We start from the raw sequence: 26,803 nt of genomic DNA on the forward strand, positions 1-26,803 counted from the left end.
GCAAAAAAGAGATGAGCCTCAATTAGCCCATCTCTTCTTTCTTTTTATATATTCTCTTGCTTCAAACCTTCAATGATATTCTGCTTCTTGACCTTTCCGATTGAATAAAGCATGGCCGAGCTTACGATGATAAAAATCGCAGCGATGACAGATAGTATATCAATCCACGGCAGCTCGAATCCGTAATCGAAGGTCTCTCCAACAGATCTGTGGATCAGATACATGACACCGATACTGATCGGCAGTCCAAACAGCAAGGATTTGACGCCGTAAAAGATGCTTTCATAGTTGATCATTTTATTAAATCCTTTTGGCGTCATCCCAACGGATTTCAACATGGCGAATTCCCTTTTTCTCAAAGAAATGCTCGTTGAAATCGTATTGAAGATGTTCGCGATGGATATCAATGAAATCAGTGCGATGAACCCATACGTGAAGACTGACAGTAACAGGATGAGCTGTTCTTCCTGCTGTCTGTCTTGATAGACATTATATATATACAGATTCGATGGCACCACTTCTTCAAGGGCTTTCTGGGTTTCCATCGGGTCGGTACTGTTCATATATAACTGGCTCCGGACTTCCTTTTTCATCTCGTCATCCATCAAGGCATCCATCGTTTTCATCGGTACGATGACATCCAATCCGCCCATCATTGCGGTACGGATCCCCATGGGCACTTGGTCTGTCATGGCCCCGATCGTAAACGATCCCAATGGTTTCGATTTCTCTGTATCATAGTTCGTGAAGATCAAATCGAGTACGTCCCCCGGTTCGGTTACGATCGATTTGGCCTCGATGAACTTGGTCGTCGTCGGATCGTGATAGGAAATCTGATCAATGACGATGGCTGTTGGCTTCCCGGGATCATTGAACATCTCGAGTTCTGCGCCTGCTTTTTTTGCAAAGTCTCTAAAGCTCTGTTCATCCAATCCATGTAAGTTCACATAGTATTGATAACGTCCATTATCAAGGGGAATATTATCCCGTTCGATCATGTCCTTCAATTCCTGAGGAAATTTGTCTTTGTCAATAAGGGCAGTCGGATTCAGACTTTTTTGGACGCTGTATGCTGTGATATTCTCCAGTTGAACCAAGTCTTCCAATTGTTCTGTATCCCCGGTATTGGCCGTTACGGAAATATCGAAATTCGTGCCTTCCTGGGACATGACTGCCGATTTCTTCAGGTTATCTGTAAAGAAAGACACCGATAAGAAGAGAACGATACTGATCACCAGGGAAAAAATCGTCGCATGGTAACGCCGTTTATTCCGTTTCAGATTTTTCAATCCGATTTCCGCCTCCAACCCGAACAGCTTCCGGACGAGCTTGGACGTTTTGACCGTCTTACCAGTCAATTTGACATCCTGCGTCTGGCGGATCGCATCGATTGCTGAAATCTTCGAGGCTTTTCGTGCAGGCATATACGTAGAAATGAAAATTGTCGCGCTTGAAATCAGACAGGAAACCAGGACCGTTGACGGCGTGACGACAACCTGAAGTCTCTCCGAAATGCCCAATGCTCCGTCAATATAGGTATTGATAAACCAAAAGGTAGCTCCGATCCCCAACGCCCCTGCCAATAAACCAAGGGGGATGCTGATGATTCCGATGACCATCCCTTCGAAAAAGACGGAATTTCTCTTCTGTTTCTTCGTCGCCCCCACACTAGAAAGCATCCCTAAGTGTCTGGATCGTTCAGATACGCTGATGGCAAATGCATTATAAATAAGCGATACCGAACCGATGATGATGACGGCCATGATGATCCCAAGTAAGGAAAACAGGGTGAAGCGGAGATTGTCATTGTCCGTCACACCGTAGTAGCGCAGTAATTCATCATTGAAAGCTACTTTCCCAATCCCATTCTCTTTTGCCAGTTTCCCGGCATGCTCAAAGACGGAGGAGTTCACTTTGTCCAACACCACAATCGCATCCACCATATCCGACTTATTCAAGGAACCCTTATCGATATAGCCGAGCACTGTATAACCTGGAGACCATGCCGGTTCCCATGATGGGGTTTCGATGATGCCCGTAACAGTGAAGGTCTCCATGGAGTTCACTTCAAGCCTCTCCTTAATACCTTCACCATCCCTTTGGAGCGAGTCATTCTGTCCCAATGGCTCGCTTTCCCCTTCCATCATCCGGCTCCCGATAGCCAGTTTGATCTGGTCCCCGATCTTGTACTGAACACCGGCATCATTCGCGATTTGCTCAGAAATGACCACTTCCTGTTCATCGGAAGGCAGGCGGCCTTTACTCAACTCGATCGGAAACTGCTTAAAGCCTTCTTCATTATATTCTTTTATAAATAAGTAGGGCTTATCTTCCACTTTGGCCCCATCGAGCTTTGCATACCCCAATTCATTGGATAGGAGCAAGCTTCCCGTATCCTCGTCATTCGCTATTGCTTCAATTTGATCGGGGCTGACGTTTTGATATTGAACATGCCACTCGCCATTGTCGGCGATCGATTGCCTTTTCATAATGTCCAGGAATGACACGCCGAGTGTCGCAACGGCCATGATCATCGACACCGAGATGATGACCCCGGTGATGGTTACAAGGGTTCTTCTTTTGTTTTCTTTCAGATGCCGTAACGTCAGTTTGTTGATGATATTCACGGACGGATCACCTCATCCTTAGCGATCTTTCCATCTGCGATCTCGATCACACGATCTGCCTGCAGTGCAATCCGCTCATCATGAGTGATGATGATCAAGGTCTGGTTATAGGTTTTGTTGAACATTTTTAACAGTTCGATGATTTCCGTAGAGTTCTTGCTGTCAAGATTTCCTGTCGGCTCGTCAGCGAGAATGATGGCCGGATTACTGATCAGCGCTCTCCCGATGGATACACGCTGCTGCTGTCCGCCGGATAATTGGTTCGGCAGATGGTTCAGCCTTTCATGAAGGCCCAATCTCGATACTAGATCCGTCAACTGCTTTTTATCCACTTTATGCTGATCCAATAACATGGGGAGGGTGATGTTCTCTTCCACCGTCAAAATAGGGATCAGATTGTAGAACTGATAGATCAACCCGATCTGCCTTCTTCTGAAAACAGCCAGCTGGGTTTCATCCAATTGATAAATATCGGTTTGATCGATTAGCACTTTCCCGCTTGTCGGACGGTCGACGCCTCCAAGCAGGTGAAGCAAAGTAGATTTCCCCGATCCAGAAGGACCGATGATCGCCACGAATTCCCCTTTTCTTACAGAGAATGAGACATCATCAAGTGCCTTGACCGCCGTTTCCCCTTTGCCATATATCTTAGACAGATTTTCAATTTGTAAAATATTCATTTGGTACCTCCATAATGTTGATGTAGACCCTAGTATATCTGTCCAATATGACTTTAAAGTGACTATGAAAGTGACAATTTATTCACTTTAGGGGGTACGGGGAGCAAGAATAAACACCCTCCTATTTATAAAATTTAATCGAAAACACGGTACCATTTCCTTTTTCACTTCGGACCTCAAGATCCCCCTGCTGACTGGTGATGATGCTGTAAGCCATCGCCAGACCGATTCCGACACTGTCGTCGCTTGCATTCTTGCCTTTGTAAAAACGCCTGAATATGTAGGGAAGATCTTCTTTTGGAATCCCGTGTCCATTATCCGCGATGGTGATTTCAGTGTAGAGCGGATTCTCCGAAAATGAAATAGAGATCACCCCTCCTTCTCCCGTGTGCTCCACAGCATTTTTCAGAATATTGATGAGGGCCTCGGCCGTCCAGCGAAGATCACCGGTAAACGTAACCGTTTCGTCCCCGCTCACGCTCAATGTCTGCTCTTTAATATCCATCGGAATCAAGACAGGTTGCACCGCACTCTGAATCAAATCCCGGACGACCACCTTGTCTTTCTTAAACGAAATGGTTCCCGCATCGATCTTGGATAATTTCAAAAGCGAAGAAACAAGCCACTCGATTCTCTCCAACTGCACCCGGATATGTTGAGTGAATTCGGCACGCTTGGACTCCTCCAATGTGCTGTCACTTAAGAGATCGGCCATCACCATCATCGAAGTCAAAGGTGTCTTCAACTGATGTGAGATGTCAGAAAGGGCGGTGGTCAAAGTGAGTTTGTCCTTCTCTAAAAATGAACGATGCTCAGACAGCATCAAGGTCACCTTATAGATGTCATTCTTTAATATGCTGAGCTCCCCTTCTTGGTTATCCCGGACATCAAGGCTGTCATCCCCGCTGCTGATCTTCCTCAAGTAACCCGAAAGCTTTTCAATTTCCCGGTACCGCCACCTTGTAAAGATTAAGCTGCATCCTGCTAGCAAACCGGATGTGACCAGCACAAACAACGCAACCCGAATCGAAAAAAGAAAACCTGCCAATATGAATGCCGCAAGACTGATGGATAAAAGACTGATGAAAAACCATTGAACTTCCCAATTCCGCCACATATCAATCGCCTGCCTTATATCCCATACCGCGGACGGTCTTGATGATCGTTGGCCGCTGTGGTTGGTCCTCCAGCTTTTCCCGCAGCCTCTTGATATAAACGGTCAGCGTGTTGTCATTGACAAAATCACCGGCCACGTCCCAGATCCGATCAAGAAGCTGGGCCCTCGTCAGCACCTGTCCGACGTGATTGGCAAAGATGAGGAGAAGCCGGTATTCCAAAGCGGTCAATACTACCTCGTCACCATTCTTATACACTTTGCCCTCTAACGTATTAATACGGATATCCTCAATATCGAGCCACACGTTTGCCTGTGCCGGTTGTTTATGATATCTCCGGAGCACCGACCTGATACGGGATAGCAGCTCACGGACCCGGAACGGCTTCGTGATATAATCATCCGCACCCATATCCAGCCCCATCACAACGTTCACTTCGTCATCCAGCGCTGTCAAAAAGATCACCGGCTTATCGTCCCGCTTCTTCACCATCTCACACAAATCATAGCCGCTCCCATCAGGTAGCGACAAATCAAACAAACATAAATCGATTTCCTCTAACCGACCATGAATCATCGCTTTTGCAGACTCAGCATCATAACAAAGAATCGTCTCATATTCCTCCTGACGCAACGAATACTCCAACCCGGCCCCAATCGTCCGATCATCCTCTACCAACAATACTTTCATATACATACACCCTAACCGTCATTCATTTTATCAACATATTTTATCACGGAAGCAGAATCAATGGACAGGTTCCGACCAGCCGCCCCTTCACCTAAGAAGACATATTCGGAATCTGTTTCATTCATGTTATTCCCCCTCGACTTACTCTTATTCTATAAGAAGCCTTCTACTTGATACATTTTCCATAAAAATCCGTCGATTGAACACTTCTCACTTTGAATCAGACTCATCGTCCACTATAATATAAGTAAGAATTATCATAATAATCTAACTCTTCACCTCTAGCAAATGGTAATGGTTTATTCAAGCCAGTGTCACATATCTGAAAGGAGAATGTAAATGGAAAACAACAATCGCCCAGACCAAAAGGATCACTCAGCAGCTGCAGGACAGTGCCCTGTCACCCACCACAAGGATAGTGCCATCACGACGACGACGGCTCCAGGGGGTACGACGAATAAAGACTGGTGGCCGAACATGTTGAATTTGAACATCCTTCGCCAGCATGACACCAAATCAAACCCAATGGGGGAAGACTTCAATTATAAGGAAGAATTCTCGAAGCTTGATTACGATGCATTGAAGCAAGATCTTCACAATCTGATGACAGACAGCCAGGACTGGTGGCCTGCCGACTACGGTCACTACGGTCCATTCTTCATCCGGATGTCTTGGCACGCAGCAGGTACATACCGTGAAACGGACGGACGCGGAGGCGGTTCATCAGGTTCACAACGCTTTGCCCCACTTAATAGCTGGCCGGATAACGTCAATCTTGATAAAGCCCGCCGCCTTTTATGGCCGATCAAACAAAAGTATGGGAATAAGATTTCCTGGGCTGACCTGCTTGTGTTAACAGGTAATGTTGCTCTTGAATCCATGGGCTTGAAGACATTCGGATTTGGTGCAGGACGCGAAGACATTTGGCATCCAGAGGAAGATGTGTATTGGGGGAATGAGAAGGAATGGCTTGCTGACAACCGCTATTCCGGCGACCGTGAGCTTGAAAATCCACTCGCTGCCGTACAGATGGGGCTGATCTACGTTAATCCTGAAGGACCGAACGGAGAACCCGATCCACTGGGAAGTGCCCGTGATATCCGCGATACATTCGGACGCATGGGGATGAACGACTATGAAACCGTTGCCCTTGTGGCAGGCGGTCACACCTTCGGGAAGGCCCATGGAGCCGGTGACGCCGACCTTGTAGGTGATGATCCGGAAGCGGCGGATCTTGAGACTCAAGGATTCGGCTGGCTGAGCTCACACGGAAGCGGAAAAGGCCGCGATACGATTTCAAGTGGTGTCGATGGTGCCTGGACGACGAATCCGACCAAATGGGATAACGGCTACTTCGACCTCCTATTCGGTTATGAATGGGAGAAAACGAAGAGTGCGGCAGGCGCTTCCCAATGGGCACCGGTCGGCATGACGGAAGAACATATGGCACCTGATGCCGAAGATCCATCGATCAAAGTGAAGACGATGATGACGACCGCTGATATGGCATTGCGTATGGATCCTGACTATGAAAAGATCTCCCGTCGTTTCCATGAGAATCCGGAAGAGTTTGCCGATGCCTTCTCCCGTGCCTGGTTCAAGCTCCTTCATCGCGACATGGGTCCGAAAGCAAGATACTGGGGTCCAGAGGTTCCGGATGAAGAGTTGATCTGGCAGGATCCGGTTCCTGCGGTGGATTATGATCTATCTGATAGTGAAGTGGCCTCGCTGAAGGAGAAAATCCTGGACACAGGCTTAACCGTGAGCGAGCTCGTGAAAACCGCTTGGGCATCCGCAAGCACGTACCGCGGTTCGGATATGCGCGGAGGTGCGAACGGTGCACGCATCCGTCTCGCTCCTCAGAAAGACTGGGAAGTGAACGAACCACAGCAGCTTGAGAAAGTCCTTGGAGTCTACGAAGACCTTCAAAGCAAGCTTGATAAAAAAGTCAGCCTCGCTGATTTGATTGTTTTAGGAGGAAACGCAGCCATCGAGAAAGCCGCTAGTGACGCCGGCTTCGAGGTAACCGTTCCATTCTCTCCTGGACGCGGCGATGCAACGGCCGAGCAGACCGACGCTGAAAACTTCGGCGTACTGGAGCCCGTGTCAGACGGATTCCGTAACTACCAGAAGCAGGAATACACTGTCAGCCCGGAAGAAATGCTCGTGGATAAATCACAATTGTTAGGACTGACTGCTCCTGAAATGACGGTCCTTCTTGGTGGTATGCGTGCTCTTGGCGCCAACCACGGCGGTACGGATCATGGCGTATTCACAGACCGCGTCGGTGCATTGACCAACGATTTCTTCGTGAACCTGCTCGATATGGGCATCGAGTGGAAACCGGCCGGCTTCAATAAGTATGAAGGCCGCGACCGGAAGACGGGTGAAGTGGTTCGTAAGGCATCACGCTTTGACCTGGTGTTCGGTTCGAACTCAGTGCTTCGTGCTTTAGCGGAAGTGTATGCGCAGGATGACAATAAAGAGAAATTTGTCCGTGACTTTGTTGCCGCTTGGGTGAAAGTGATGGATGCGGATCGGTTTGATTTGAGATAAAGTGAACACGCCTTTTCCCTGTTGGGATGAGGCGTGTTTTTTGATGTGACGGGTGTAAAGGTTTTTCGAATAAAAACACTTTTCATGAACACCATCTTTTTTTTCTATCAACGGATTTAAAACTCATACTATTAAATAGCAAATCTGATAGACTGTCAGTATAGGTATTTTTATACACCTATATCTATAGCTGTATGAAATCAGCAAGGGAAGTAGGTGACAAAAATGACAAATACATTGTTGAAAGCATTCAAACCGATTGAAGAAACGGCTGATGATGTACTGGAACTCATCAGTAAGTTTGTAGATGTGAACACCTTTTTTCTTGCTAAAAATGACAAAAAAGAAGTCAATATCGTCCGGGCATACAATCGTGATGACGTGGTTCTGCCAACTGGTTTTGAAACCTTATATCGTGATTCATTCTGACAATTTATCGTAAAGGGTGGTCGTGAACCACTCATCATTGAAGATTTGAATGTATCAGCCTTAACGAAAGACATGGACGTGACGAAAAGTCTTGGCGGCGGCTCGCTTATCGGGGTCCCCATTTATTATAGGGATGGGGTGAATTACGGTACCCTTTGCGGCATGGATCTGCGTCCGTTTCATTTTACTCAGGAACATCGGGACTTATTTATGGCCATGGCTGCATTGCTCGAGAACGTGTTGGACCTTGAAAAGAAAAACGGGCAGGTGCAGATGCTATCCGTTCCCCTTGTACCGATCTTTGATGAAGTTGCTGTCCTCCCTCTCATTGGGGAGGTAGATTCCGAACGGACCTCACGGGTCATCGAGCATACCCTGTTCGAAGCCGCAAAAGGTGAATTGGAATACATTATCATCGACTTATCCGGTCTCGTCAGCATCGATTCAGAAAGCATCTTCCATTTGATGAAAATCGCAGATTCTCTGAAATTGGTCGGAGTCACCACCATCTTCACCGGTATCCGTCCCGACCTCGCCCAAAAAGTCATTCAATACCGCAGTGACCTCTCAGGTATTAAAGTGGAAGCAACTCTTAAACAAGCGATCAAATCATTGAAACTGAAGTGATTTTGCTAGATCATGAGAGATGAAAAAACACGCCTTTTCCTAATTGGAATGGGCGTGCTTTTTCATATTTTATATAACTGCCCGGAGAGACCTTCTCTAAGAGGGAAACCATTAAGCCCCCACTCTCTCACGTTCTCGAACAACATCCCGTTTCTCATCCGTCCGCTTCTCCAACTTATAAACCAACACCCCGCCGATCAACAACCCAATCCCCAGAACCTTCTCCCAGGAAAGTGCAGACGGTTCAAAACCGAACCATCCACCTGTGTTGACGATAAAGGCGATGGTAATCTGAGAAATAAGCGCGATCGAGATCGCATACGCCGGTCCGATCAACGTGACTCCCCTCATCAGGAAGAACACGATACCGACTCCGAATACCCCGCTGAACAGAAAGACGGGATTGACCCCGCTGAAGTCCAGCAGACTTTTATCTTCCATTGTATAAAAGACCGGCAGAGAACAGACGAGGCCGAGGCCAAGGACGAGGCTCGTCGTTGCCCATGGGCCTGTTTTTTCACTGACTCTTGCATTGAATACATTTTGTAAACTGATTAGGATTCCTGCCATGATGGCAAGTCCGATTCCGATCATATGAGTCCCTCCTTATTCATAGATGTTTCCTTTCGCGAGGATGCTGAGTTTTTCAAGATCTTTGATGGTGATGGACCCGTTGACCCGTTCAATGAGGTCGTCCGTTGCCATCTTCTTCAGTACCCGGTTCAGGTGACGGTAGCTCGTGCCGATCCATTCGGCGAGCTCCATGAGATTGGACGTATGCATCTCCTGATGGAACATGGTCCCTTCGCCCGCTTCTGAAATGGATAGTAAGTAGCTTGCCAGGCGCACTTCAACGGGATACAGCATGTGCATGCTCGTGATATGTGATTCCGTGTAAAACTTGTGGGCAACTGTATCAAATAGAAAGCGCAGGATCGCTGGATGCTCCTTCTCAAGCCTTGAGAGATCCGTGAACGGAACCGATAGGAAAACCCCGTCCGTGACGGCTTCCACCGAATTGAGTACCGCAGTACCCTTCGCATATTCCACATCCCCGATCAGGGCAAGTGGACGCTTGAACCGATTGATCAACAGCTTCCCTTCCGGTGTATGGGTGAAGATCTTGATTTTCCCCTCCATGAGGAAGTATAGTTCATCGAGCTCTTCTCCTGTCGAAAAAAGATTGTCCCCTTTTTCAAAGGAATACATCTTGATATATTGTCTGAAATCCGCCGGGAATAACTCATCAAGCTCGAATTGTTTTATATAATGTTCTGGTTCAACACTCTGTATTTCTTTCATCGTATGACTCCTTCTTTCTACAATTGGAAAAGGACGACCCCTACAAGCATCATTGAGAGTCCAACAGCCTGCCTCGGCGTAACCGGGATCTTCTTCTCCCCGAACCATCCCCGTGACTCGATAAGGAATGCCGTCCCGATCTGTGCCACGAGAAGGATCGCAATGGCCGATGCCGGGCCGATCATGTGAATCGCCGTCAGTTCCGAGAACACCACGATCACACCGAACGATCCCCCGATCAAATACAGGAAAGGCACCTGCCTGAAGCTCTTTCCTTTTCCATCTCTTACTTTCATATATATCGTCATCGCAATCGTAAAGGCAACAAGGTGAACCATCGAAGTCGTATGCCACCCGCCGATCGCGTCACTCATTCTTGCATTGAAAATCCCCTGCATAGTGATGCAAAGTCCACCAAGCAGCGCAAATAAAGCACCTTTCATCGTTCATCCTCCTATTCTTTGTTCTATTAAATAGGAGGACGGATTTTTGTGAAAGGACATATGTCCTAAGGGTTGCCGATTTGGTGTTTTGGTAAACCAGTAGAACCTATTGCCTCCCTTACTTCCTTCTTACCAAGTAAATATTCAGTAAATCAGTCCTGTTAACAACCGATTTTCAGATTATCATATTGCAGTCAACTACTCACCAAGTCAAACAATTGTGAGGAAAGTCCCTCTACGTCCCCAATTCCCTTATTCTGCTGAAGTTTCTCGACCAAGTTTAATGTAGTCACGGAGAAGGCCATACATACATATACGGAAAATGGATTCAGGAGAAAACCTTCTATGTTATAGTCATACATATAGATATCACACCTTTTTATCAAAAGGAAAAAGGAGGCCTCGTCATGATTATCAAGTGGATACGCATACGATAATGAGTGGGGCTGCCTATCATGCTCCAAAACGCATTTATTCATCTACTGCTTCCTGACAGCGAATAGATAATAAATCATACGGAGGTAAAAACATGACTGAACGAATACTGAACATAAATAACGTGGAAATTTGTACAGAAAGTTTCGGAAACCCTAAAGACCCCGCTGTGCTTCTGATCATGGGTTCGATGTCTTCATTAGATTGGTGGGATGAGGATTTCTGTCTGCGTCTCGCTGATCAAGGGGTGTTTGTCATTCGTTACGATCATCGGGATTTGGGGCAATCAACCATTTATCCTCCTGGAACTTCCCACTATACCGTAACCGACATGGCTGACGATGCAGCGGGTGTTCTCGGTGCTTATTCCATTAAGCAGGCTCATATCGTTGGAATGTCGTTAGGTGGAATGATCGGCCAGGTTCTTACCTTGAAATATCCTGAGCGCGTACTGACCCTTACACTCCTTGCATCAAGTGTATTCGGGACCGCGATGGAAGAACTGCCTCCAATGGATCAGCGCATACTCGATCACCATGCGAAGAGTGCTTCCATCGATTGGTCAAATCGTGAAGTGGCCATTCGATATCTGGCAGAAGGATGGAAGACGTTAGCCGGTTCCAAACCTTATGAACAGGAAAGAATGGTTAAACTGGCGGAAAGGGAGTATGACCGTGCCAAACAGCTGCCGAGCAGGTTTAATCATGCCCTCCTTCAAGGCGGGGAAGCTTATTACAATAGAATGAATGAGATCAGCATTCCGGTTCTCATTATTCACGGCACAGAAGATCCAGCACTGCCATACGAACACGGACTTGCCCTTGCAAAAGCCATACCACATGCTGAATTGATGCCTCTATATGGATCAGGACATGAGATTCATAGCGAAGATTGGGACCAGATAATAGATTCAATTATAAAATTTCATTCGCGATAAAAGAATAGATGAAGAAGGCAGCCTTTTCGTTTGACGGGCTGCCTTTTTTCATAGGTTATTTGGTTGCCGGGAAAATTCCACTTAAGTAACCGTTCTCGTAGCTTTTTCACGTTCAACCTCTCGTATTGTTGCAACAAGAGATCCCTTGAGCGAAACATATTACGCCTATATTCCCACTCTTTTTTGTTCATGAGGAGAAATGGGTGCGTCACTCTTTACTCGGAGCACCTGGAGGATTATACTCCGGCGGAATCCGGAGCCACCCCCTCGATATCATCAAATTTTTTAACGGAGCAGCGAACTTCATTAAGTTGATTTGAATGGAAAAAAACATGAGTCCTACATCGGTTCGGACTGTCTTTGACATTGCCTGAGCGCAAAAGGTGATAGAAGCTGCTACTTTTGCCGATATGAGGTTGGTGATTTCATCGTCCTTCAGCTTAACCCCCTCTGGCACGGCACTTTGCTCTGATATCGGTTTTTCAGGGTTGACCAAAGGCAATGGAACCCCTTCTTTCAAAAGGAATGCCTCTATTTTTTTTGTATCTGACATGCTCCCTTCCAATGCGCTTTGTAGCACATGTTGCACATCATTATCCGTGGTGGTATTCATTCCTACTTGGTAAAGAGCGTGAGCTTCATGAAACGCAGTGAATGCCGTCCAGAGGTCCATCACTTCTCCCACATGCAGAGGGGGTTTAGGTGCTTCATCTACAAAATTTTTCATTATGGCTGAAATCGCTTCAAAAGCATTTGTCATCATACGACCTCCTAATTACTGGTAGATACTAGTATTCCACATTACCCGTTATACATTCAGAAAAACGTATTTGACAAATACCTTGGGGTCCCTTCCCTTTAAGCCCTCAAAAATTCACCTTTTCCTTAAGAGGCTGTCCCCCCCTACTCATGGCTTCTCCTGAAATTCATCACCATCAACACCATCGTGATCATGACAATGACATAAAATATACTGTCCCGAATCATTCCCGTAGACATTTGAAATCCAGCAAACAGCAGCAAAAACGACGCATTCCAGATTAATTTTATCCTGCTTACCTTTCCATCACGAATACCCTTACTGAATCTGGGGTAATAGATCCCCAACCCTAGCAGGATGAGGATTATCGATAGATTAATGAAAGCTGTAAAATGTCCAAACAGATGCATCCTGCTGATAGAAAAATAGAAAAGAATTGAATACAATACCAGTAGGAAAAGGTTGAATCTGATTATGTTTGTCATGTTTTCCCCTCCTAATATTCCGCTGTAACTACCCCTGTCTACTAACTCTATTTCGAATCAATAACACCCACCAGGCGATCACATATATATAACCGAACAGAAGATAGAAAGCCCATAACTCCCCTATTCTCAGGTGGCTCAGCCATTGCTCCAATTCATTCTGATTTTCCCCTCGATAAATTCCATTCACCATGCCGACAACCGGGATGGAAATGGTCACAAAGATAGTGAGCATCGCCCCCCATATATACCCTTGTTTTTAAATCGAAAGGAAGGCAGAGGCAATCGTTAATATCGTGAGGGAGTAATAGAGAATCCAAAACCATTGGGGCAGGGTTTCTGTAGAATACATGTAATTTCACCTCTTGTTTATGTATTTTTCGACAGGTAGTAACCTATTCCTGCATCACTTCACTAAACCGATTTTTTTGACAAAAGGATCTGAATCTGCCCCACCGCCAGTGCCGACAATTAAGAATCAGTCAAGCTGACGTAATAATATCCCACATCCTCGATCGCTGCCTGCATTCCTATAAATGACGTAATAGCATAATACACCGCACCCAAAGCCAAACAAACTATGATCATCCCACTTACCCGGGGGATATGTTTGGTTTTTTTATAAAAGACCAGTGAGGTTGTGCCGACAATGATAAGGTAGGAAATCGCTAGAATGAGCCCGAATGTGTGACTGCCAAGATCATTCACAGCCGTTCGAAAATGGTCCAGATGAGCTTGATTTTCCTCTTTCTCGTCAATCGTCACCAGGTGATCTTGATAACCGATTTTCCATATGAGCCCATCTTCCCCTTTTAAGACCGTGTACTGATAACCACCCGCTTTCCCTTCCCCCATCACAAATGGTGCCGCCGCATAAATATGGACGGGAAGCATGGTGAATAGCATCGTAAACAGGACAAGCAATCGTTTGTTCAACTCCATCTTCCTTTCTATCAGAACCTCAATCTTTTCCCTTGACAAAGAAACGCATATATATAATAATAAATATCGAATTAGAATTATTATAATCTATTAATGATTCTCAATCACACACAACTACTAGGAGGAATTTACACTATGTCATTAATCGGTTCACAAGTCGTACCATTTAAAGCAGAAGCATTCAAAGATGGTGAGTTCATCACTGTTACAGACGAAAGCCTGAAAGGTCAATGGAGCATTTTCTGCTTCTACCCTGCAGACTTCACATTTGTATGCCCGACAGAACTTGAAGACCTTCAAAATAACTATGAAACTCTTAAAGAGCTTGGCGTAGAAGTATATTCAGTTTCTACGGACACTCACTTTACACATAAAGGCTGGCACGACAGCTCTGAAAAAATCGGTAAAATCAAATATGCGATGATCGGTGATCCATCACAACGCATCACTCGCGGTTTCGATGTATTAAATGAAGAAGATGGTCTTGCTGACCGCGGAACGTTCATCATCGATCCGGATGGTATCATTCAGGCAGTTGAAATCAACGCAGGCGGAATCGGCCGCGATGCAGATATTCTAGTAAGCAAAATCAAGGCGGCACAATATGTGCGCAACAATCCAGGTGAAGTTTGCCCGGCTAAATGGCAGGAAGGTTCTGAAACACTTAAGCCAAGCCTTGATCTAGTTGGTAAATTATAAGGAGTGCTGAACATGCTCGAAGCAGATATTAAAGCACAATTAGAACAGTACCTGCAGATGATGGAAGGCGACATCGTCCTGAAAGTCAGTGCAGGCGACGATGACATTTCGAAGGACATGCTGGCTCTTGTCCAGGAGCTCTCTTCCATGTCATCACGCATCAGTGTTGAAAAAGTAGAACTGACAAGAACACCAAGCTTCAGCGTGAACCGTCCTGGTGAAGAGACCGGCATCATTTTTGCCGGGATCCCCCTTGGACACGAATTCACATCCCTGGTTCTTGCTCTCCTTCAAGTCAGCGGCAGAGCGCCGAAAGTGGATCAAAGCGTCATTGACCAGATCAAGAGTGTCAAAGGTGAACACCACTTCGAAACGTATGTCAGCCTAAGCTGTCACAACTGTCCTGACGTGGTGCAGGCACTGAACATCATGAGTGTCCTTAACCCGAACATCACGCACACGATGATCGACGGAGCTGCCTTCAAGGAAGAAGTGGAGCGCAAGAACGTGATGGCCGTTCCTGCTGTCTACCTGAATGCGGAATTCTTCAACGGTGGACGCACGACCCTGGAAGAAATCCTTTCTAAAATCGTGGAAGGTCCCGGTGCAGATGAGCTATCGGATAAGGACCCTTATGACGTCCTTGTTGTCGGTGGCGGACCTGCAGGAGCAAGTGCGGCGATCTATGCTGCACGTAAAGGCATCCGTACAGGAATCGTTGCTGAACGCTTCGGAGGTCAGGTCCTTGATACAATGAGCATCGAGAACTTCATCAGTGTGAAGCACACGGAAGGACCGAAGCTTGTCGCAAGCCTAGAAGAGCATGTGAAAGACTACGGCATCGATGTCATGAACCTTCAGCGCGCAAGCCGTCTTGAGAAAAAAGACCTTGTCGAGCTTGAGCTTGAAAACGGTGCGGTCCTGAAGAGTAAGAGTCTGATCATCTCGACAGGTGCACGCTGGCGGAACATCGGCGTTCCTGGTGAGCAGGAGTTCAAGAACAAAGGAGTGGCGTACTGCCCTCACTGTGACGGACCACTGTTCGAAGGCAAAGATGTCGCTGTCATCGGTGGAGGAAACTCAGGAATCGAAGCAGCCATCGACCTTGCAGGAATCGTCAAACACGTCACGGTCCTTGAGTTCAATCCTGAACTTAAGGCAGATGACGTGCTGCAGAAACGTCTTTACAGCCTGCCGAATGTCACAGTGCTCACGAACGTGCAAACTCAGGAGATCGCCGGTACGGATAAGGTGAATGGCATTACCTACACCGATCGGGATTCCCATGAAGAAAAACACGTCGAGTTGCAGGGAGTATTCGTCCAAATCGGTCTTGTTCCTAACACAGACTGGCTCGGCGACCTTGTAGAACGCACTAAATTCGGTGAAATTGTGGTGGACAAACATGGTGCCACCAACGTTCCTGGCGTATTCGCCGCAGGAGACTGTACAGACAGCCCATACAACCAAATCATCATCTCAATGGGGTCAGGAGCGAACGCCGCACTTGGCGCATTCGACTACCTTATCCGGAATTGATGTACTATAGAGGTCCGTCCCTCCAACTTGAGGGACGGACCTTCATATATTCAGGACAACTTCTTTCTAAACGAAAAACACCATTTCTCATATCCAAGCTTCTCTTCATAGAATCTGTGGGCATCCCGTCTTTCAAGTCCGGACTCCAGGGCCACATATTTCACCCCGATTTCATCAGCCAATCGATGGACATACTCCAACAATTGCTTTCCATATCCCTTGGAGCGATGGTTGGAAGACGTGATAAAATCATAGATGTACATATGATGTTTGTTGTAAAAATTGACCCGTTCCCCAATACCCGCGAGAGACACGATCTCATCGTCCTCATATAAAGCAAACAAGCGATATCCCTCTTTCCTCATTTCCTCAACCAATGCCAGATATGTCTTTTTCGACAAATCGGTACGTAACTCATTCATCACCGGATAGGCTTGAATCATCTCAGTCCGGTTTTGTAGTTCTTTAATGGTTGCCATCTCTCATCCCTCTTTACGTATAATTAGTAGAATCATAATGCCAGCTTGACCTTCTTCCTACACAATTACTTTTCACTAAATTTTAACATATGCTCCTCCAGAGGGACGGACTCTTATGACAGATTTTTCTCATTTGTACACCCTCAATAACCATTTCGAGGTCCGTCCCTCTTTCCTCAAGTGCGTAAATCACCGCCAAATGGAAAGTACCCACCGATTATTATATATCGCCTTTTGCGTCATGTTCATCGCGATTTGGCTGGACAGCATAGGGGTTCAATTGGGCTTATGACATTACAATCTATGAAGTCCTCCCCTTCTTATAAACCGTGGGATATTACCTTGATTCCTAACCACATGCACATTTCTTTATTAAAGGAATACTTTATGGTTTCTTGATTTCCTTTGTAGCAGAGCCGATATTTGTGTGGAGTGAATATGTGGTTTATACAGGATGGAAATACATCTATTCATTTCCGATTTATACAGTTATGTATTTCGCCTCTCATTATTTATGTACAAGAAATCACTTTAGAAGCATCCAAAAGGTCAGAAAGCGGTAAGGGATCAACTCTTTCTGACCTTTATGTAATGATCCCAAGGATTTTGGCTGATGTTTGGACACAATCCAATGATACCTTCCCCTAGTTTTTCTCCCAGTTTCCCTGGTAATCTTCTATATATCGTTCTAATCGAATGGGATCCGTATTGGTTATTTTCTTGAATTCATGCGTGACTCCCCCCGCCAACCCTAACTTGGTTGGAAAATGAATCCCGATGACCACATTTACGAAGTCCTCTTTTTCACCTTTTTTCACCATATAAGATTTAAATTCCTTCACTGAAGGATTCGAGTATTGGATCTTCTCCCCGAGTATCGTCGACATCAATTCGGCTACTTCATAGAAATCGATAGCCCGATCTCCTGTGATGACATGATTCTTATTCGTATGCTCTTGAGGGTGTTGAAAAGCATGTATGGCAATTTCAGCAAGGTCCCTTGTATCGACAAAGCTGGTTTTCCCTTTTCCTGCAGGAATGAATATCCTTCTATTTTCTTTGATTTCACCTGCCAAAAAGTCCTGGAGATTTTGCATGAAATATCCGGCTCTGATGAAAGTATAGGGGATACCCAGTTTTTTAATCATCTTTTCGTTTTTATGATGATGAATGAAAGGAAGATATTGTACATCCTTGACGGATAAGTAAACAATATGCTGGATGCCCCTATTCTTCATCGCTTCTAGAAAAGCTTGAAACTCCAGTTTGTCTCCTGGGGGATACATCAGAAATACTTGATCCACCTGATCCAAGGCCTCATTAAACGTCCCAGGATCGGACAAGTCCAACATTGTAAAGTCATAATCTTCTCCATAGATATCTTTCGCTTTTTCAACATTTCTTACGGCGCATTTCATGCAGACATTCCGTTCTTTTAATTTCTTGGCTACTTCTATCCCTACTTTTCCGTTAAACCCCGTCACAAGTATAGTCATTCCCTCTCACTCCTCGTCAAGCACTGCGATACCCCATGCCCTCTTCAGTCATATTGTAAATCATCTTTCTTATTTTGCTTAATCCCCCGGATTCCATGTAATTGTTTCATGAATGAACACCTATCTTTTCGTTCCATTCACCATCCACGAAATCCTCCCTTATTTCCGAACATAAATAATCCCTTTTCAGGCAAAATAATAACAACCATCAAAAGACGGCAGGTGAATTACGAATGAGTCCTTCTAAAAAGATCGTCGACAGAATCGAACAGAATATAAAGGGAATTCACTCCGCCTTGTATCAGACGGAAGATTTGAAGATAAGGGATCTCATTTTTCTAGACAAACCATGCAAGCTACTCTACATCGATTCCCTGGTGGATAAAAAGTTGATCGAACGAAACATCATTGAACCTCTTCTTGAATGCAAACAGGAAACTGGCCCGGAATCCGTGATAAAGAATGCGGAGTATAGTAGAACGACCGATCTCGAAGTGACCGTGAATGGTCTTCTCGAGGGGAGCTGTGCCCTGTTAACAGAAGGGGTACATTCCGTCCTTTTGATGCCCGTTGGCGCCGTGGATTCAAAGTCCATTAATGAACCGGAAAATGAACATATCATCAAAGGATCCCATGATGGATTTCTGGAGAACATTGATAAAAACATCTTCCTAATCAGACGAAGAGTGAAAAACCCTTCATTACGAATTAAAAATTATACGTTGGGCTCTAAAACAAATACAAAAGCCTCGATTGTCTATATTGAAGAACTGGTGGATCATGGTCCATTAGACGTGTTAATAAAAAGGATAGAAGCGGTGAATGTCGGGGAGCTTCAATCTGCGGGGGAACTGGAAGAATTAATTGAAGACAACAGCTATTCAGTATTTCCACAAATATTATCAACCGAGAGACCCGACCGGGCGGCATCCTATTTATTAGAAGGGAAATCACTTGTCATCGTGGATGGAACTCCACATGTTCTGGTTTCTCCTATTACCTTTTTCAGCTTTTATCAGTCACCTGATGACTATAATAGCAGATGGATCATCGGGTCGTTTTTCCGGCTCATAAGGATATTCAGCTTTTTGGTGGCCATCTGCTTACCCGCCATTTATATTGCAGTCGTTTCCTTTCATTCAGAAGTTCTGCCCATAGGGATTCAATATGCGATCAGAGTTCAAATTGAATACGTCCCGCTGCCACCATTTTTTGAAGCCATTGCGATGCAGCTGGTACTGGAACTGTTGAAGGAGGCTGCGATCCGCCTCCCCTCACCCATTGCACAAACAATCGGGATTGTCGGCGGTTTGGTCATCGGGACGGCAATAGTAGAAGCAGGTTTTGTTTCCAACACGATGATCGTCGTCGTTGCACTTACTGCCATCGCCTCTTTCGTAGCACCTGTCAACCAAATGGGGACAGGTGCCAGGATCATGGCTTTCCCGATTATGCTCGCGGCCACTTTTTTTGGCTTTTTAGGCATTGTCCTTGCTCTTTCCGTATTACTCATACACCTCTGCAGGTTGGAGTCTTTCGGAAAACCTTACTTGGAACCCTTAGCCCCATTACACTTCAAGGGAATGAAAGATTCACTTATCAAAATCAAAAAGAGAAATAATACTTTAAAACAAACGTAATCCAGAAACGAAAGTGTGGAATCGTCAATGTCACAGACAGGATCCCTAACGAACTGGCAGATATTTTTTCTAATGACTCAAACTCAAGTCGGATTCGCCATATTAACACTGCCGAATACATTGCAAAGTACAAGTAAAGGAGACGGCTGGATGTCGGTCCTTTTGGCAGGAGTGGCTCTCCAGCTGTTTCTAGGTATTATCTGGCTATTATTGAGGCGTTTCCCCAATTTAAACTATGCCGAAATCACCATATTCTTACTGGGGAAATATGCAGGGAATTTTGTAAATATGATCATGTATCTTTACTTTATCGTCACTGCATCGTTTGTATTACTTCGGTTTGCGTCCATCATAAAAGAACACCTGTTGACGATCACTCCTTATTGGGTAATCGGATTGCTGATGATGCTTACCTGTACGTATTTAGCCATTAGTGACATTCGAATTATCGCCAGATTCTTTGGGCTCATATCGATTCTTTTTCTTTTCTTATTCGGAATTTCTTTTTTTTCCTTTCTATTGCCTTTGGACTTACATCATATTCTCCCTTTAGGAAACACCGGTATAAAGGATATTGCCATCGGCAGCAAAGATTGTCTGTTAGCCATCTTGGGATTTGAGGTGATCTTGTTTTTATATCCCCTCGCTTCCAAGAAGGGGACCACATTCTTAAAAGTGATCACATGGGCCAATGTTTTTGTAACAGGTTTAACTACTTATTTTGTCATTCTTTGCATCCTGATTTTCAGTGAATCCGTCCTGAAACAAATTAAATATCCCGTTATCTACTTTTTGCGGCCCCTTCATTTTCAAATGGTAGACCGTATCGATTTACTATTTATATCGATTTGGATTGTCCCACTGGCAGCATCGATTGTCATCTATATATATCTGAGCAGTAAAAGTCTTTCTTTTTTCAAGGGCAAACCCTATAAACTGGTTTTGATGAATAGCACATTGATTTTCGTCCTATTTACGATCGCAAAGAAAGATCCAGACTCACAAGATCTCTATTCCAACTATGTTGAATATTTGAGCTATGCCGTCGTATTCGCCATTCCATGCATATTGCTATTGTTTTCTTACCTAGTAAAGAAACGGGAAAAGGAGGTTTCCTATTGAGAAAGATTCCGGTTATTTTCATTGCTGTATTCCTTCTGGCAGGGTGCTGGGACCAAAACCAGCTAAACGACAACAGACTGGTTAACGGGATCAGTTTTGACAAAGCTGAAGAGTCCGATCAGATTTTGGGGACAGTCAGGGCGATTAATATACGCAGTGCTGGTGGCGGTAAGTTTGAAGTCATGGATGAATTTTATGAAACGGAGAACGAAACGGTCACCCAGCTTGCGGTGGATCTTCAAGACAAAGTATCCGGGAATATGGATGTAGGGAAAGCATTTGTCATTATTGTCGGGGAAGAATTGGCCCAAACCAAGGGCATCACTTCACTAGTAGAGCCGATTCTTCGATCCACCAGGGGATATATCTCCTCGCGTATCGTGATAAGTGAAGGAAAGGGCCATGAAATCTTGTCCTTGAAGCTTGAAGATAGTCCCATTGTTTTCGAGGTGGATAATCTGCTTACAGGCGGGACAAAAGGAACATCTATTCCTAAAGAAACCACGTTTACGGCTTGGAATGAAATATCAGACAAGACCAATGATATCTTTCTCCCCTATATTAAAAAAGATAACCAAGACAAGGTGATGCTGGCAGGGTCGGCTTTATTTAACGGTGATAAATTCACTGGTGATACACTGACAACAAGCCAGACCTCACTTCTGCTCATATTAAGAAATGAATTGGGATACAGGGCCCTATTAAGTATAAAATCAGACGAGTTAAGTCAGCCTTTTACCATTGTCATTGATAATGCCAAGACAAAAATGGATGTTAAGAAAGAAAACGGGAAAGTCACCTGCACGGTTACAGCTAATCTTCAAGCAAGGATACAAAGCTATTATGAAGAAAAACCTTCTGAAGATTTCAAAAGCTTAAATACTTTGGCTTCAAAGGAACTCACGAAAAAAGCAAAGGAACTTACCGACCTTCTAATCAAAGCGAATAGTGACGCTTTAGGAATCGCCAAAGATCTCTCCACGAAATATCCTGATTCCTGGAATGCCGAAGCGTGGAAACAGGACTATCAACAAGTGACGATAAAGCCAAAGGTAAACGTTGAGATCCTCGGGTCTAACAATCTTAAGTAAATCTTTGCATTCGTTGATTAAACAGGATCGTTCATTTTTTAAAAAAGCCGGCCACTTCCCCAATGGCCGGCTTTCCTTATTAAGAGCTATCCATTAGATGATAGTTCAATTACTCACGCAATGCGCATTGCACCGTTAATCTGTTTGGAAAATCAACCTTGATTAGAAAGTTATCTTGGTTTAACTGGTAGTAGATCTATGAATAAGAACCGATCCTTCTTCGTGAGATAATCCGGCGTCACTCTTTCCTTCCCCATCTCATATCGGATCGGGAAAGCAAAGTTCGGCCCGTCAAATACAAACGTATGAAACTCTCCGTTCTCCCCGCAAATATCACGAGTCTCTTCCGGATAATCCCCTATAAACGCCTCATCATATACTCTCCCTGCAAAGGACCGATCCAATTGATCCATATCCACACAAGTGAGCACGGTTTGAAATCCAAGGTCAATGAATTCACGGCCAAGTTCCCCGACAGGCCGACCCCAAAGTGGAAAGACCGGAGTGATCCCCGTTCCCGAAAGCATCTTCTCCCTATATTCCCGCACATCCTTAAGATGAATATCCCCGAAGACCATGTGTGAAACCCCGTCCTCCAGCATATCTGAGACCGCTCTCTCCATCCGCTCCTGATACATCTCATTCGAACACTCCTCCGGGATCCAGACCTCACGAAGCGGAATCCCAAGTGAGTCCGACTGCCTCTTCAACAACTCATACCGGACGCCATGAATCGAAACCCGGTCGAACCCTTCCGTCAGCGTCACGAGCAATGAATCAATTTCGTATTCCGGATTTTGTTGAATTTTATATAATGCCAGGGTGGAATCCTTTCCACCGCTGAATGCTATGACTGTTTTCATTTTGACCTCCATGTTTACGATATTGTACTATTGACCCTTTTTAACACAAAGCAGTGAACTGACTTTACCGCGAGGAATAAGTTTTTCTCTATTATAATAGAAATTTCCCCTTAATGATCTTTGCAACTTCTTGCGCACTCAAGTTTGTATTGCTTATCTTTATATAGTTTGAATACTTTATTTCACCTTCTAATGAATTCAATCTGTATGTCTCCATCGACTTTTTCAAATCACCCTCAGACCATTCAATATCCCTTTTTGATGGCTTATGTTCAAGTCTATTTGAACTTTTATTTCGCTCAAGTCTTTCTTCTACATCTGCCTCAAGCTCGACAAAGTAAACCGTGCCTCCCCTGGACTCGAACAACCGGGAGACTTCATTAACATAATCCCAGTCCTCTTGCATATCAAATGCCCAGACATAAGTAAAAATCATTCCATACAAATTACTCTTTGATACTTCTTCAAATATTTCACGACGAAACAGACTGACTAATTTCTTTCCTTCTTTAGTGCCGTAATCAAAGAAATGACTGACCAAATCAATCGTCATATGATTATGAAAAAGTTTCAAATCCGTTATTTTAGCTAATTCTTGTCCAACTGTCATCTTGCCAACTGCTTGAGGTCCAAATAGAAGAACAAGTTTCATGAGCTCTCTCCTTTATAATCGATATAAAATTCGCCTGAAAATGATCGTCATGCTTTATAGCATTATGTCTCTCCGTTACGGAATCCCTGCGCTTATACTGATTGGGTATTTTCCCCCACGTTGTGTAGTTCTTTTGAAAAGCTTGCGTTATTTTGATCATTTTTTATCGATTTCTCGGTAAAAATGGCCGCTTAGATAAAAAAAACATCCCGGATAGACCAATATACAGGAATCCCCTCATCATTCCACTACATCATAAGCTTCCACATCAATTTATCAGCGAAATACGGATTTTATCAGCGAATCCCCTCAATCAGGGACGGACCTCCATAGTGGAATTCTTCCAAACTTCTAAACATGCATCAAGAAATGATCTAAACGTATTGTCGTTCATCGTAACCTCCCAAACTATGTCACTACCAATTATTTCAAAAGAGATACGTGAACTCAATCCCATATAAAAAAAGAAGCTAAACTATTCGTAGAGCCCCTGCTGACATTAAAATACTTACTTATTTCCAGACCCTGTGCAGATTTTCCTTCTAAGGAAGTTCCAAATCAGAATAAATCTAGGTGGATAAAAAATAGGGACCATCCAATCAGGATGCCCCCTATAAAGCAGCCCGATTTCAAGAGCCAGTTGCTGCTTTTCCATATCTACATCTTTGTCACTTCTATATAGCGGAGCTGGATTCCGTCTTTTTCAATCACTTTGAAGCGGTGCCCTTCTTCCTCAATGAAGCTGCCGACTTTGGCATCAAGGTTTTGCGTCATGTACCAGCCCCCGATGGTGTCGATGTCCAGTTCCCCGATGTCGATGTTTATGTTCAAAAGAGAGTTGACATCATTGATGAGGACCTTTGAATCAAGAATGTAATGTCCATCCTTAAGCTTTCGGATTTCAGCCACTTCATCCTCGTCAAATTCATCCCGAATTTCACCGACAATTTCTTCAAGGATATCCTCAACCGTCACGATGCCGGAAGTACCCCCGTATTCATCAATTAGAACCGCAATATGAACCCGCTCTTTCTGCATTTTCACAAGCAGGTCATGAATCGGAATCGTCTCAATGACTGTAATGATCGGATTGATAAAAGGTCGAAGAGTAAAGTTTTCATCCAGTTCGTTGACCATGGCCTCTGTCAGAAGCTCCTTCATATTGACGAATCCTTTGACGTTATCTTTATCACCGTTTACGACAGGATAACGCGTGAAATTCTCATTTCGAATGGTATCTATCACGTCCGCGAGGGTATCGTCTATGGAAAGGGAGACAATTTCTTTTCGTGGAACCATGATTTCTTTCGCAATCCGCTCATCGAATTCAAAGATGTTGTTCACATACTTTAGTTCGTTCTTATTGATTTCACCGCTTTTAAAACTTTCCGAAAGCAGGATCCGAAGCTCTTCCTCTGTATGAACTTCTTCATGCTCAGAAGCCGACTTCAACCCGAATATTCCCACAAGCACACGCGCAGATCCATTTAAGAACCAGATAAATGGATACATGATCCGGTAGAACCAAATGATCGGGCCCGAGAATAACAACGTAACGGCTTCTGCTTTCTGGATCGCAACCGTTTTTGGCGCAAGTTCCCCTACTACAACGTGAAGGAATGTTACAAGGGCAAAGGCAATACCAAAGGACAGGATATGCGTGATCGCTTCATTTAACTCGAAATAATCAAAAAGTGGATGCAAAATCTTTTCCACAGTCGGCTCGCCAAGCCACCCCAATCCAAGGGCAGTAATCGTAATTCCAAGCTGACAGGCAGATAAATACTCATCCAGATGAGTCACGACCTTCTTAGCGGCAATTGATCCTTTTCGATTCTCCGCAATGAGCTGATCAATCCTGGAACCCCGAACCTTTACAATCGCAAATTCCGTCGCTACAAAAAAAGCAGTTAAAGCAATCAATAAAACGATTAAAATTAAGTTTATAGACGTTGTCAATTAGCAGCCTTATCCTCGGATAAGGCTTACACCTCCATCATGATAAATTTCATCCACTAAGTGAATGGTTGGATTGATGAAAGCATGAAGTTGAACTACTTATCTCTAGAAGGGATTGCATAGAACCCATATTGAGAAGTAGAACGTTCAGCTTCCAGCAACCCGGATCGAACCATTGAACCAAATGTTACACAGCATCGCTTAGCTGACACGTGTCTTAGCTTCTCTGTCCCATTATTATCCCTCCAGCCGTTTTTATAAAATAATATATTAAGATTTTACTTAATTATAAGAATTTAATCAAATATATTACGATAAACACCCTTATTTCAGATTTCAACTTTGTCTCGCTAATACAAACTTGACCAATACTTCCCTATTTCCCGCCCCTGTGCGGAATATCGTTCATTCCCATCTAAGGAGAAATCCCTGCTGCAAGCCGAATTCGTCACCTGGAATTTATCATATACAATCTCTTTTCCATCGGAGCCGGTCACACCCCCGCCTCCACTATGGTAAATACAATCTTTATCAAGCAGGGTCCGCTTTCCTTCTTCATCCACATAGAAATACTGATTCTGATTGATGCTATAACCCCTGTCCTGCGTAGACGTTTGATAAATTCCATACCGTTCAATATCCGTCCTCATCAACGTGGGCAGACTCTCAATCTTTATAGGAATGACGGTAAACTCTCCATCTTTTTCAAGGGCAGGTCGTTCCGGCATGCCATAGAAGATGACAACCGTACCCTCGTATCCTTCAGGAATCAGGTAACGGTTTTTGATTCTTTCTCCTTGATTGTTACCGGATATCCAATTCACAGCTAACATCATAATCGCCACAACGCAGACCACGATAACTAATGTGAGGTAAAATCGCTTGTTCTCCCGGTGAGGAGCCGTTGTCTTTTTCCTTTTCAACCATTCATCTACGAAGAAGAAGATTACCGCACAAATGACAGCAAACCACGCAAACCCGTCTATCACAAAATACGTAATAGCTCCAAAGAACGCATGGATGAATGCCGCAACAAACAACCTTCCCTTAACGAGCTTTCTTGTTAACCAATCTGAAAGTAAGGAAACGGGAGCCCCATACGCGAGGTTACCTGCAAAGGAATATGTAAATACAATTGGAAAGAGCCAGATGCCCCCGTCCATTATGCTAAAAATCATCAAAAAAGTAGAAAGAATCAAACTTGTATACAATGCCGGTTTTATTTTATTCATCCT

26 protein-coding genes are annotated in these 26,803 nt (G+C 44.5%); 9 read left to right on the top strand and 17 right to left on the bottom strand.

Features of this window, described 5'->3' with window-relative positions; all coding sequences use genetic code 11:
• Nucleotides 1-44: 44 nt before the first annotated feature.
• The 4 genes from FZC88_RS10770 to FZC88_RS10785 form a co-directional block, all read right to left on the bottom strand.
• Nucleotides 45-2,627 carry an ABC transporter permease gene (locus FZC88_RS10770; protein ID WP_148994858.1) on the bottom strand — a complete coding sequence of 861 codons (2,583 nt, stop codon included), beginning with the start codon at nucleotides 2,625-2,627 and terminating at the stop codon, nucleotides 45-47.
• Nucleotides 2,624-3,307, bottom strand: coding sequence for an ABC transporter ATP-binding protein (locus FZC88_RS10775; protein WP_148994859.1), 684 nt, complete (start codon nucleotides 3,305-3,307; stop codon nucleotides 2,624-2,626). Before FZC88_RS10775 ends, FZC88_RS10770 begins: the two co-directional genes overlap by 4 nt.
• 121 nt (nucleotides 3,308-3,428) lie before the next feature.
• Nucleotides 3,429-4,424, bottom strand: coding sequence for a sensor histidine kinase (locus FZC88_RS10780; RefSeq protein WP_148994860.1), 996 nt, complete (start codon nucleotides 4,422-4,424; stop codon nucleotides 3,429-3,431).
• A 1-nt stretch (nucleotide 4,425) separates the two neighbouring features.
• The gene (locus tag FZC88_RS10785; RefSeq protein ID WP_148994861.1) at nucleotides 4,426-5,112 is read right to left on the bottom strand and encodes a response regulator transcription factor; all 687 of its coding nucleotides are present in this window, start codon (nucleotides 5,110-5,112) and stop codon (nucleotides 4,426-4,428) included.
• 339 nt (nucleotides 5,113-5,451) lie between these two features.
• Between FZC88_RS10785 and katG the strand changes: the two genes are divergently transcribed.
• The 3 genes from katG (at nucleotide 5,452) to FZC88_RS10800 (ending at nucleotide 8,724) form a co-directional block, all read left to right on the top strand.
• Nucleotides 5,452-7,668, top strand: a complete 2,217-nt coding sequence (gene katG / locus FZC88_RS10790; protein WP_148994862.1) for a catalase/peroxidase HPI — start codon at nucleotides 5,452-5,454, stop codon at nucleotides 7,666-7,668.
• Between the two features lie 225 nt (nucleotides 7,669-7,893).
• Entirely contained in the window at nucleotides 7,894-8,097 is a 204-nt protein-coding gene (locus tag FZC88_RS10795; RefSeq protein ID WP_148994863.1) for a hypothetical protein, read from the top strand.
• A gap of 33 nt (nucleotides 8,098-8,130) precedes the next feature.
• Entirely contained in the window at nucleotides 8,131-8,724 is a 594-nt protein-coding gene (locus tag FZC88_RS10800; protein ID WP_397541188.1) for an STAS domain-containing protein, read from the top strand.
• 111 nt (nucleotides 8,725-8,835) lie between these two features.
• Here FZC88_RS10800 and FZC88_RS10805 read toward each other — a convergent pair whose 3' ends face one another.
• Genes FZC88_RS10805 through FZC88_RS10815 form a run of 3 tightly spaced genes read right to left on the bottom strand, consistent with a single transcriptional unit; the run spans nucleotide 8,836 to nucleotide 10,469 of the window.
• On the bottom strand, nucleotides 8,836-9,318 hold the full coding sequence (locus FZC88_RS10805) for a DMT family transporter (protein WP_148994864.1): 483 nt from the start codon (nucleotides 9,316-9,318) through the stop codon (nucleotides 8,836-8,838).
• A 12-nt stretch (nucleotides 9,319-9,330) separates the two neighbouring features.
• Nucleotides 9,331-10,026 carry a Crp/Fnr family transcriptional regulator gene (locus FZC88_RS10810; RefSeq protein ID WP_187443581.1) on the bottom strand — a complete coding sequence of 232 codons (696 nt, stop codon included), beginning with the start codon at nucleotides 10,024-10,026 and terminating at the stop codon, nucleotides 9,331-9,333.
• A gap of 17 nt (nucleotides 10,027-10,043) precedes the next feature.
• A complete protein-coding gene (locus FZC88_RS10815) occupies nucleotides 10,044-10,469 on the bottom strand; it encodes a DMT family transporter (RefSeq protein ID WP_148994866.1) in 426 nt (141 codons plus the stop codon).
• 529 nt (nucleotides 10,470-10,998) lie between these two features.
• Between FZC88_RS10815 and mle the strand changes: the two genes are divergently transcribed.
• Entirely contained in the window at nucleotides 10,999-11,841 is an 843-nt protein-coding gene (mle, locus tag FZC88_RS10820) for an alpha/beta fold macrolide esterase (protein WP_148994867.1), read from the top strand.
• Between the two features lie 208 nt (nucleotides 11,842-12,049).
• Here the strand turns inward: mle and FZC88_RS10825 are convergent, their stop codons facing one another.
• The 4 genes from FZC88_RS10825 to FZC88_RS10840 all read right to left on the bottom strand — a co-directional run bounded on the left by FZC88_RS10825 (nucleotide 12,050) and on the right by FZC88_RS10840 (nucleotide 14,022).
• Nucleotides 12,050-12,601, bottom strand: coding sequence for a DUF3231 family protein (locus FZC88_RS10825; protein WP_148968160.1), 552 nt, complete (start codon nucleotides 12,599-12,601; stop codon nucleotides 12,050-12,052).
• A 143-nt stretch (nucleotides 12,602-12,744) separates the two neighbouring features.
• A complete protein-coding gene (locus FZC88_RS10830) occupies nucleotides 12,745-13,086 on the bottom strand; it encodes a hypothetical protein (RefSeq protein WP_148994868.1) in 342 nt (113 codons plus the stop codon).
• A gap of 28 nt (nucleotides 13,087-13,114) precedes the next feature.
• Nucleotides 13,115-13,321 (bottom strand): hypothetical protein, encoded by a 207-nt coding sequence (locus FZC88_RS10835; RefSeq protein WP_148994869.1) that lies wholly within the window; start codon nucleotides 13,319-13,321, stop codon nucleotides 13,115-13,117.
• A 236-nt stretch (nucleotides 13,322-13,557) separates the two neighbouring features.
• Complete coding sequence (locus tag FZC88_RS10840) at nucleotides 13,558-14,022, bottom strand: geobacillin-26 family protein (RefSeq protein WP_148994870.1); 465 nt, start codon at nucleotides 14,020-14,022, stop codon at nucleotides 13,558-13,560.
• A 141-nt stretch (nucleotides 14,023-14,163) separates the two neighbouring features.
• Here FZC88_RS10840 and ahpC point away from each other — a divergent pair, with 141 nt between their 5' ends.
• Complete coding sequence (gene ahpC, locus FZC88_RS10845; protein ID WP_113971351.1) at nucleotides 14,164-14,727, top strand: alkyl hydroperoxide reductase subunit C; 564 nt, start codon at nucleotides 14,164-14,166, stop codon at nucleotides 14,725-14,727.
• A 12-nt stretch (nucleotides 14,728-14,739) separates the two neighbouring features.
• A complete protein-coding gene (ahpF, locus tag FZC88_RS10850) occupies nucleotides 14,740-16,266 on the top strand; it encodes an alkyl hydroperoxide reductase subunit F (RefSeq protein ID WP_148994871.1) in 1,527 nt (508 codons plus the stop codon).
• A 50-nt stretch (nucleotides 16,267-16,316) separates the two neighbouring features.
• Here ahpF and FZC88_RS10855 read toward each other — a convergent pair whose 3' ends face one another.
• Both FZC88_RS10855 and FZC88_RS10860 read right to left on the bottom strand, forming a co-directional pair.
• Nucleotides 16,317-16,745 (bottom strand): GNAT family N-acetyltransferase, encoded by a 429-nt coding sequence (locus FZC88_RS10855; protein WP_262371828.1) that lies wholly within the window; start codon nucleotides 16,743-16,745, stop codon nucleotides 16,317-16,319.
• A 644-nt stretch (nucleotides 16,746-17,389) separates the two neighbouring features.
• Nucleotides 17,390-18,241 (bottom strand): SDR family oxidoreductase, encoded by an 852-nt coding sequence (locus FZC88_RS10860; protein WP_148994872.1) that lies wholly within the window; start codon nucleotides 18,239-18,241, stop codon nucleotides 17,390-17,392.
• A 233-nt stretch (nucleotides 18,242-18,474) separates the two neighbouring features.
• On the opposite strand from FZC88_RS10860, the gene FZC88_RS10865 reads away from it, so the two are divergent.
• The 3 genes from FZC88_RS10865 to FZC88_RS10875 are packed head-to-tail and all read left to right on the top strand — an operon-like array spanning nucleotide 18,475 to nucleotide 22,094.
• Nucleotides 18,475-19,881 carry a spore germination protein gene (locus tag FZC88_RS10865; RefSeq protein WP_148994873.1) on the top strand — a complete coding sequence of 469 codons (1,407 nt, stop codon included), beginning with the start codon at nucleotides 18,475-18,477 and terminating at the stop codon, nucleotides 19,879-19,881.
• A gap of 27 nt (nucleotides 19,882-19,908) precedes the next feature.
• On the top strand, nucleotides 19,909-21,003 hold the full coding sequence (locus FZC88_RS10870) for a GerAB/ArcD/ProY family transporter (protein WP_148994874.1): 1,095 nt from the start codon (nucleotides 19,909-19,911) through the stop codon (nucleotides 21,001-21,003).
• On the top strand, nucleotides 21,000-22,094 hold the full coding sequence (locus tag FZC88_RS10875) for a Ger(x)C family spore germination protein (RefSeq protein WP_187443582.1): 1,095 nt from the start codon (nucleotides 21,000-21,002) through the stop codon (nucleotides 22,092-22,094). Before FZC88_RS10870 ends, FZC88_RS10875 begins: the two co-directional genes overlap by 4 nt.
• A gap of 170 nt (nucleotides 22,095-22,264) precedes the next feature.
• On the opposite strand, the gene FZC88_RS10880 is transcribed toward FZC88_RS10875, so the two are convergent.
• From FZC88_RS10880 to FZC88_RS10895, 4 genes are all read right to left on the bottom strand, one after another.
• Nucleotides 22,265-22,957: a Dph6-related ATP pyrophosphatase gene (locus tag FZC88_RS10880; RefSeq protein ID WP_187443583.1), complete on the bottom strand. Its 693-nt coding sequence runs from the start codon at nucleotides 22,955-22,957 to the stop codon at nucleotides 22,265-22,267.
• A 91-nt stretch (nucleotides 22,958-23,048) separates the two neighbouring features.
• Entirely contained in the window at nucleotides 23,049-23,609 is a 561-nt protein-coding gene (locus FZC88_RS10885) for an AAA family ATPase (RefSeq protein WP_148994877.1), read from the bottom strand.
• A gap of 657 nt (nucleotides 23,610-24,266) precedes the next feature.
• Nucleotides 24,267-25,568 (bottom strand): hemolysin family protein, encoded by a 1,302-nt coding sequence (locus FZC88_RS10890; protein ID WP_148994878.1) that lies wholly within the window; start codon nucleotides 25,566-25,568, stop codon nucleotides 24,267-24,269.
• 350 nt (nucleotides 25,569-25,918) lie between these two features.
• The gene (locus tag FZC88_RS10895; RefSeq protein ID WP_148994879.1) at nucleotides 25,919-26,800 is read right to left on the bottom strand and encodes a DUF6843 domain-containing protein; all 882 of its coding nucleotides are present in this window, start codon (nucleotides 26,798-26,800) and stop codon (nucleotides 25,919-25,921) included.
• Nucleotides 26,801-26,803: the final 3 nt, after the last annotated feature.

It is taken from the genome of Rossellomorea aquimaris (assembly GCF_008180865.1).
Taxonomy (GTDB): domain Bacteria; phylum Bacillota; class Bacilli; order Bacillales; family Bacillaceae_B; genus Rossellomorea; species Rossellomorea yichunensis.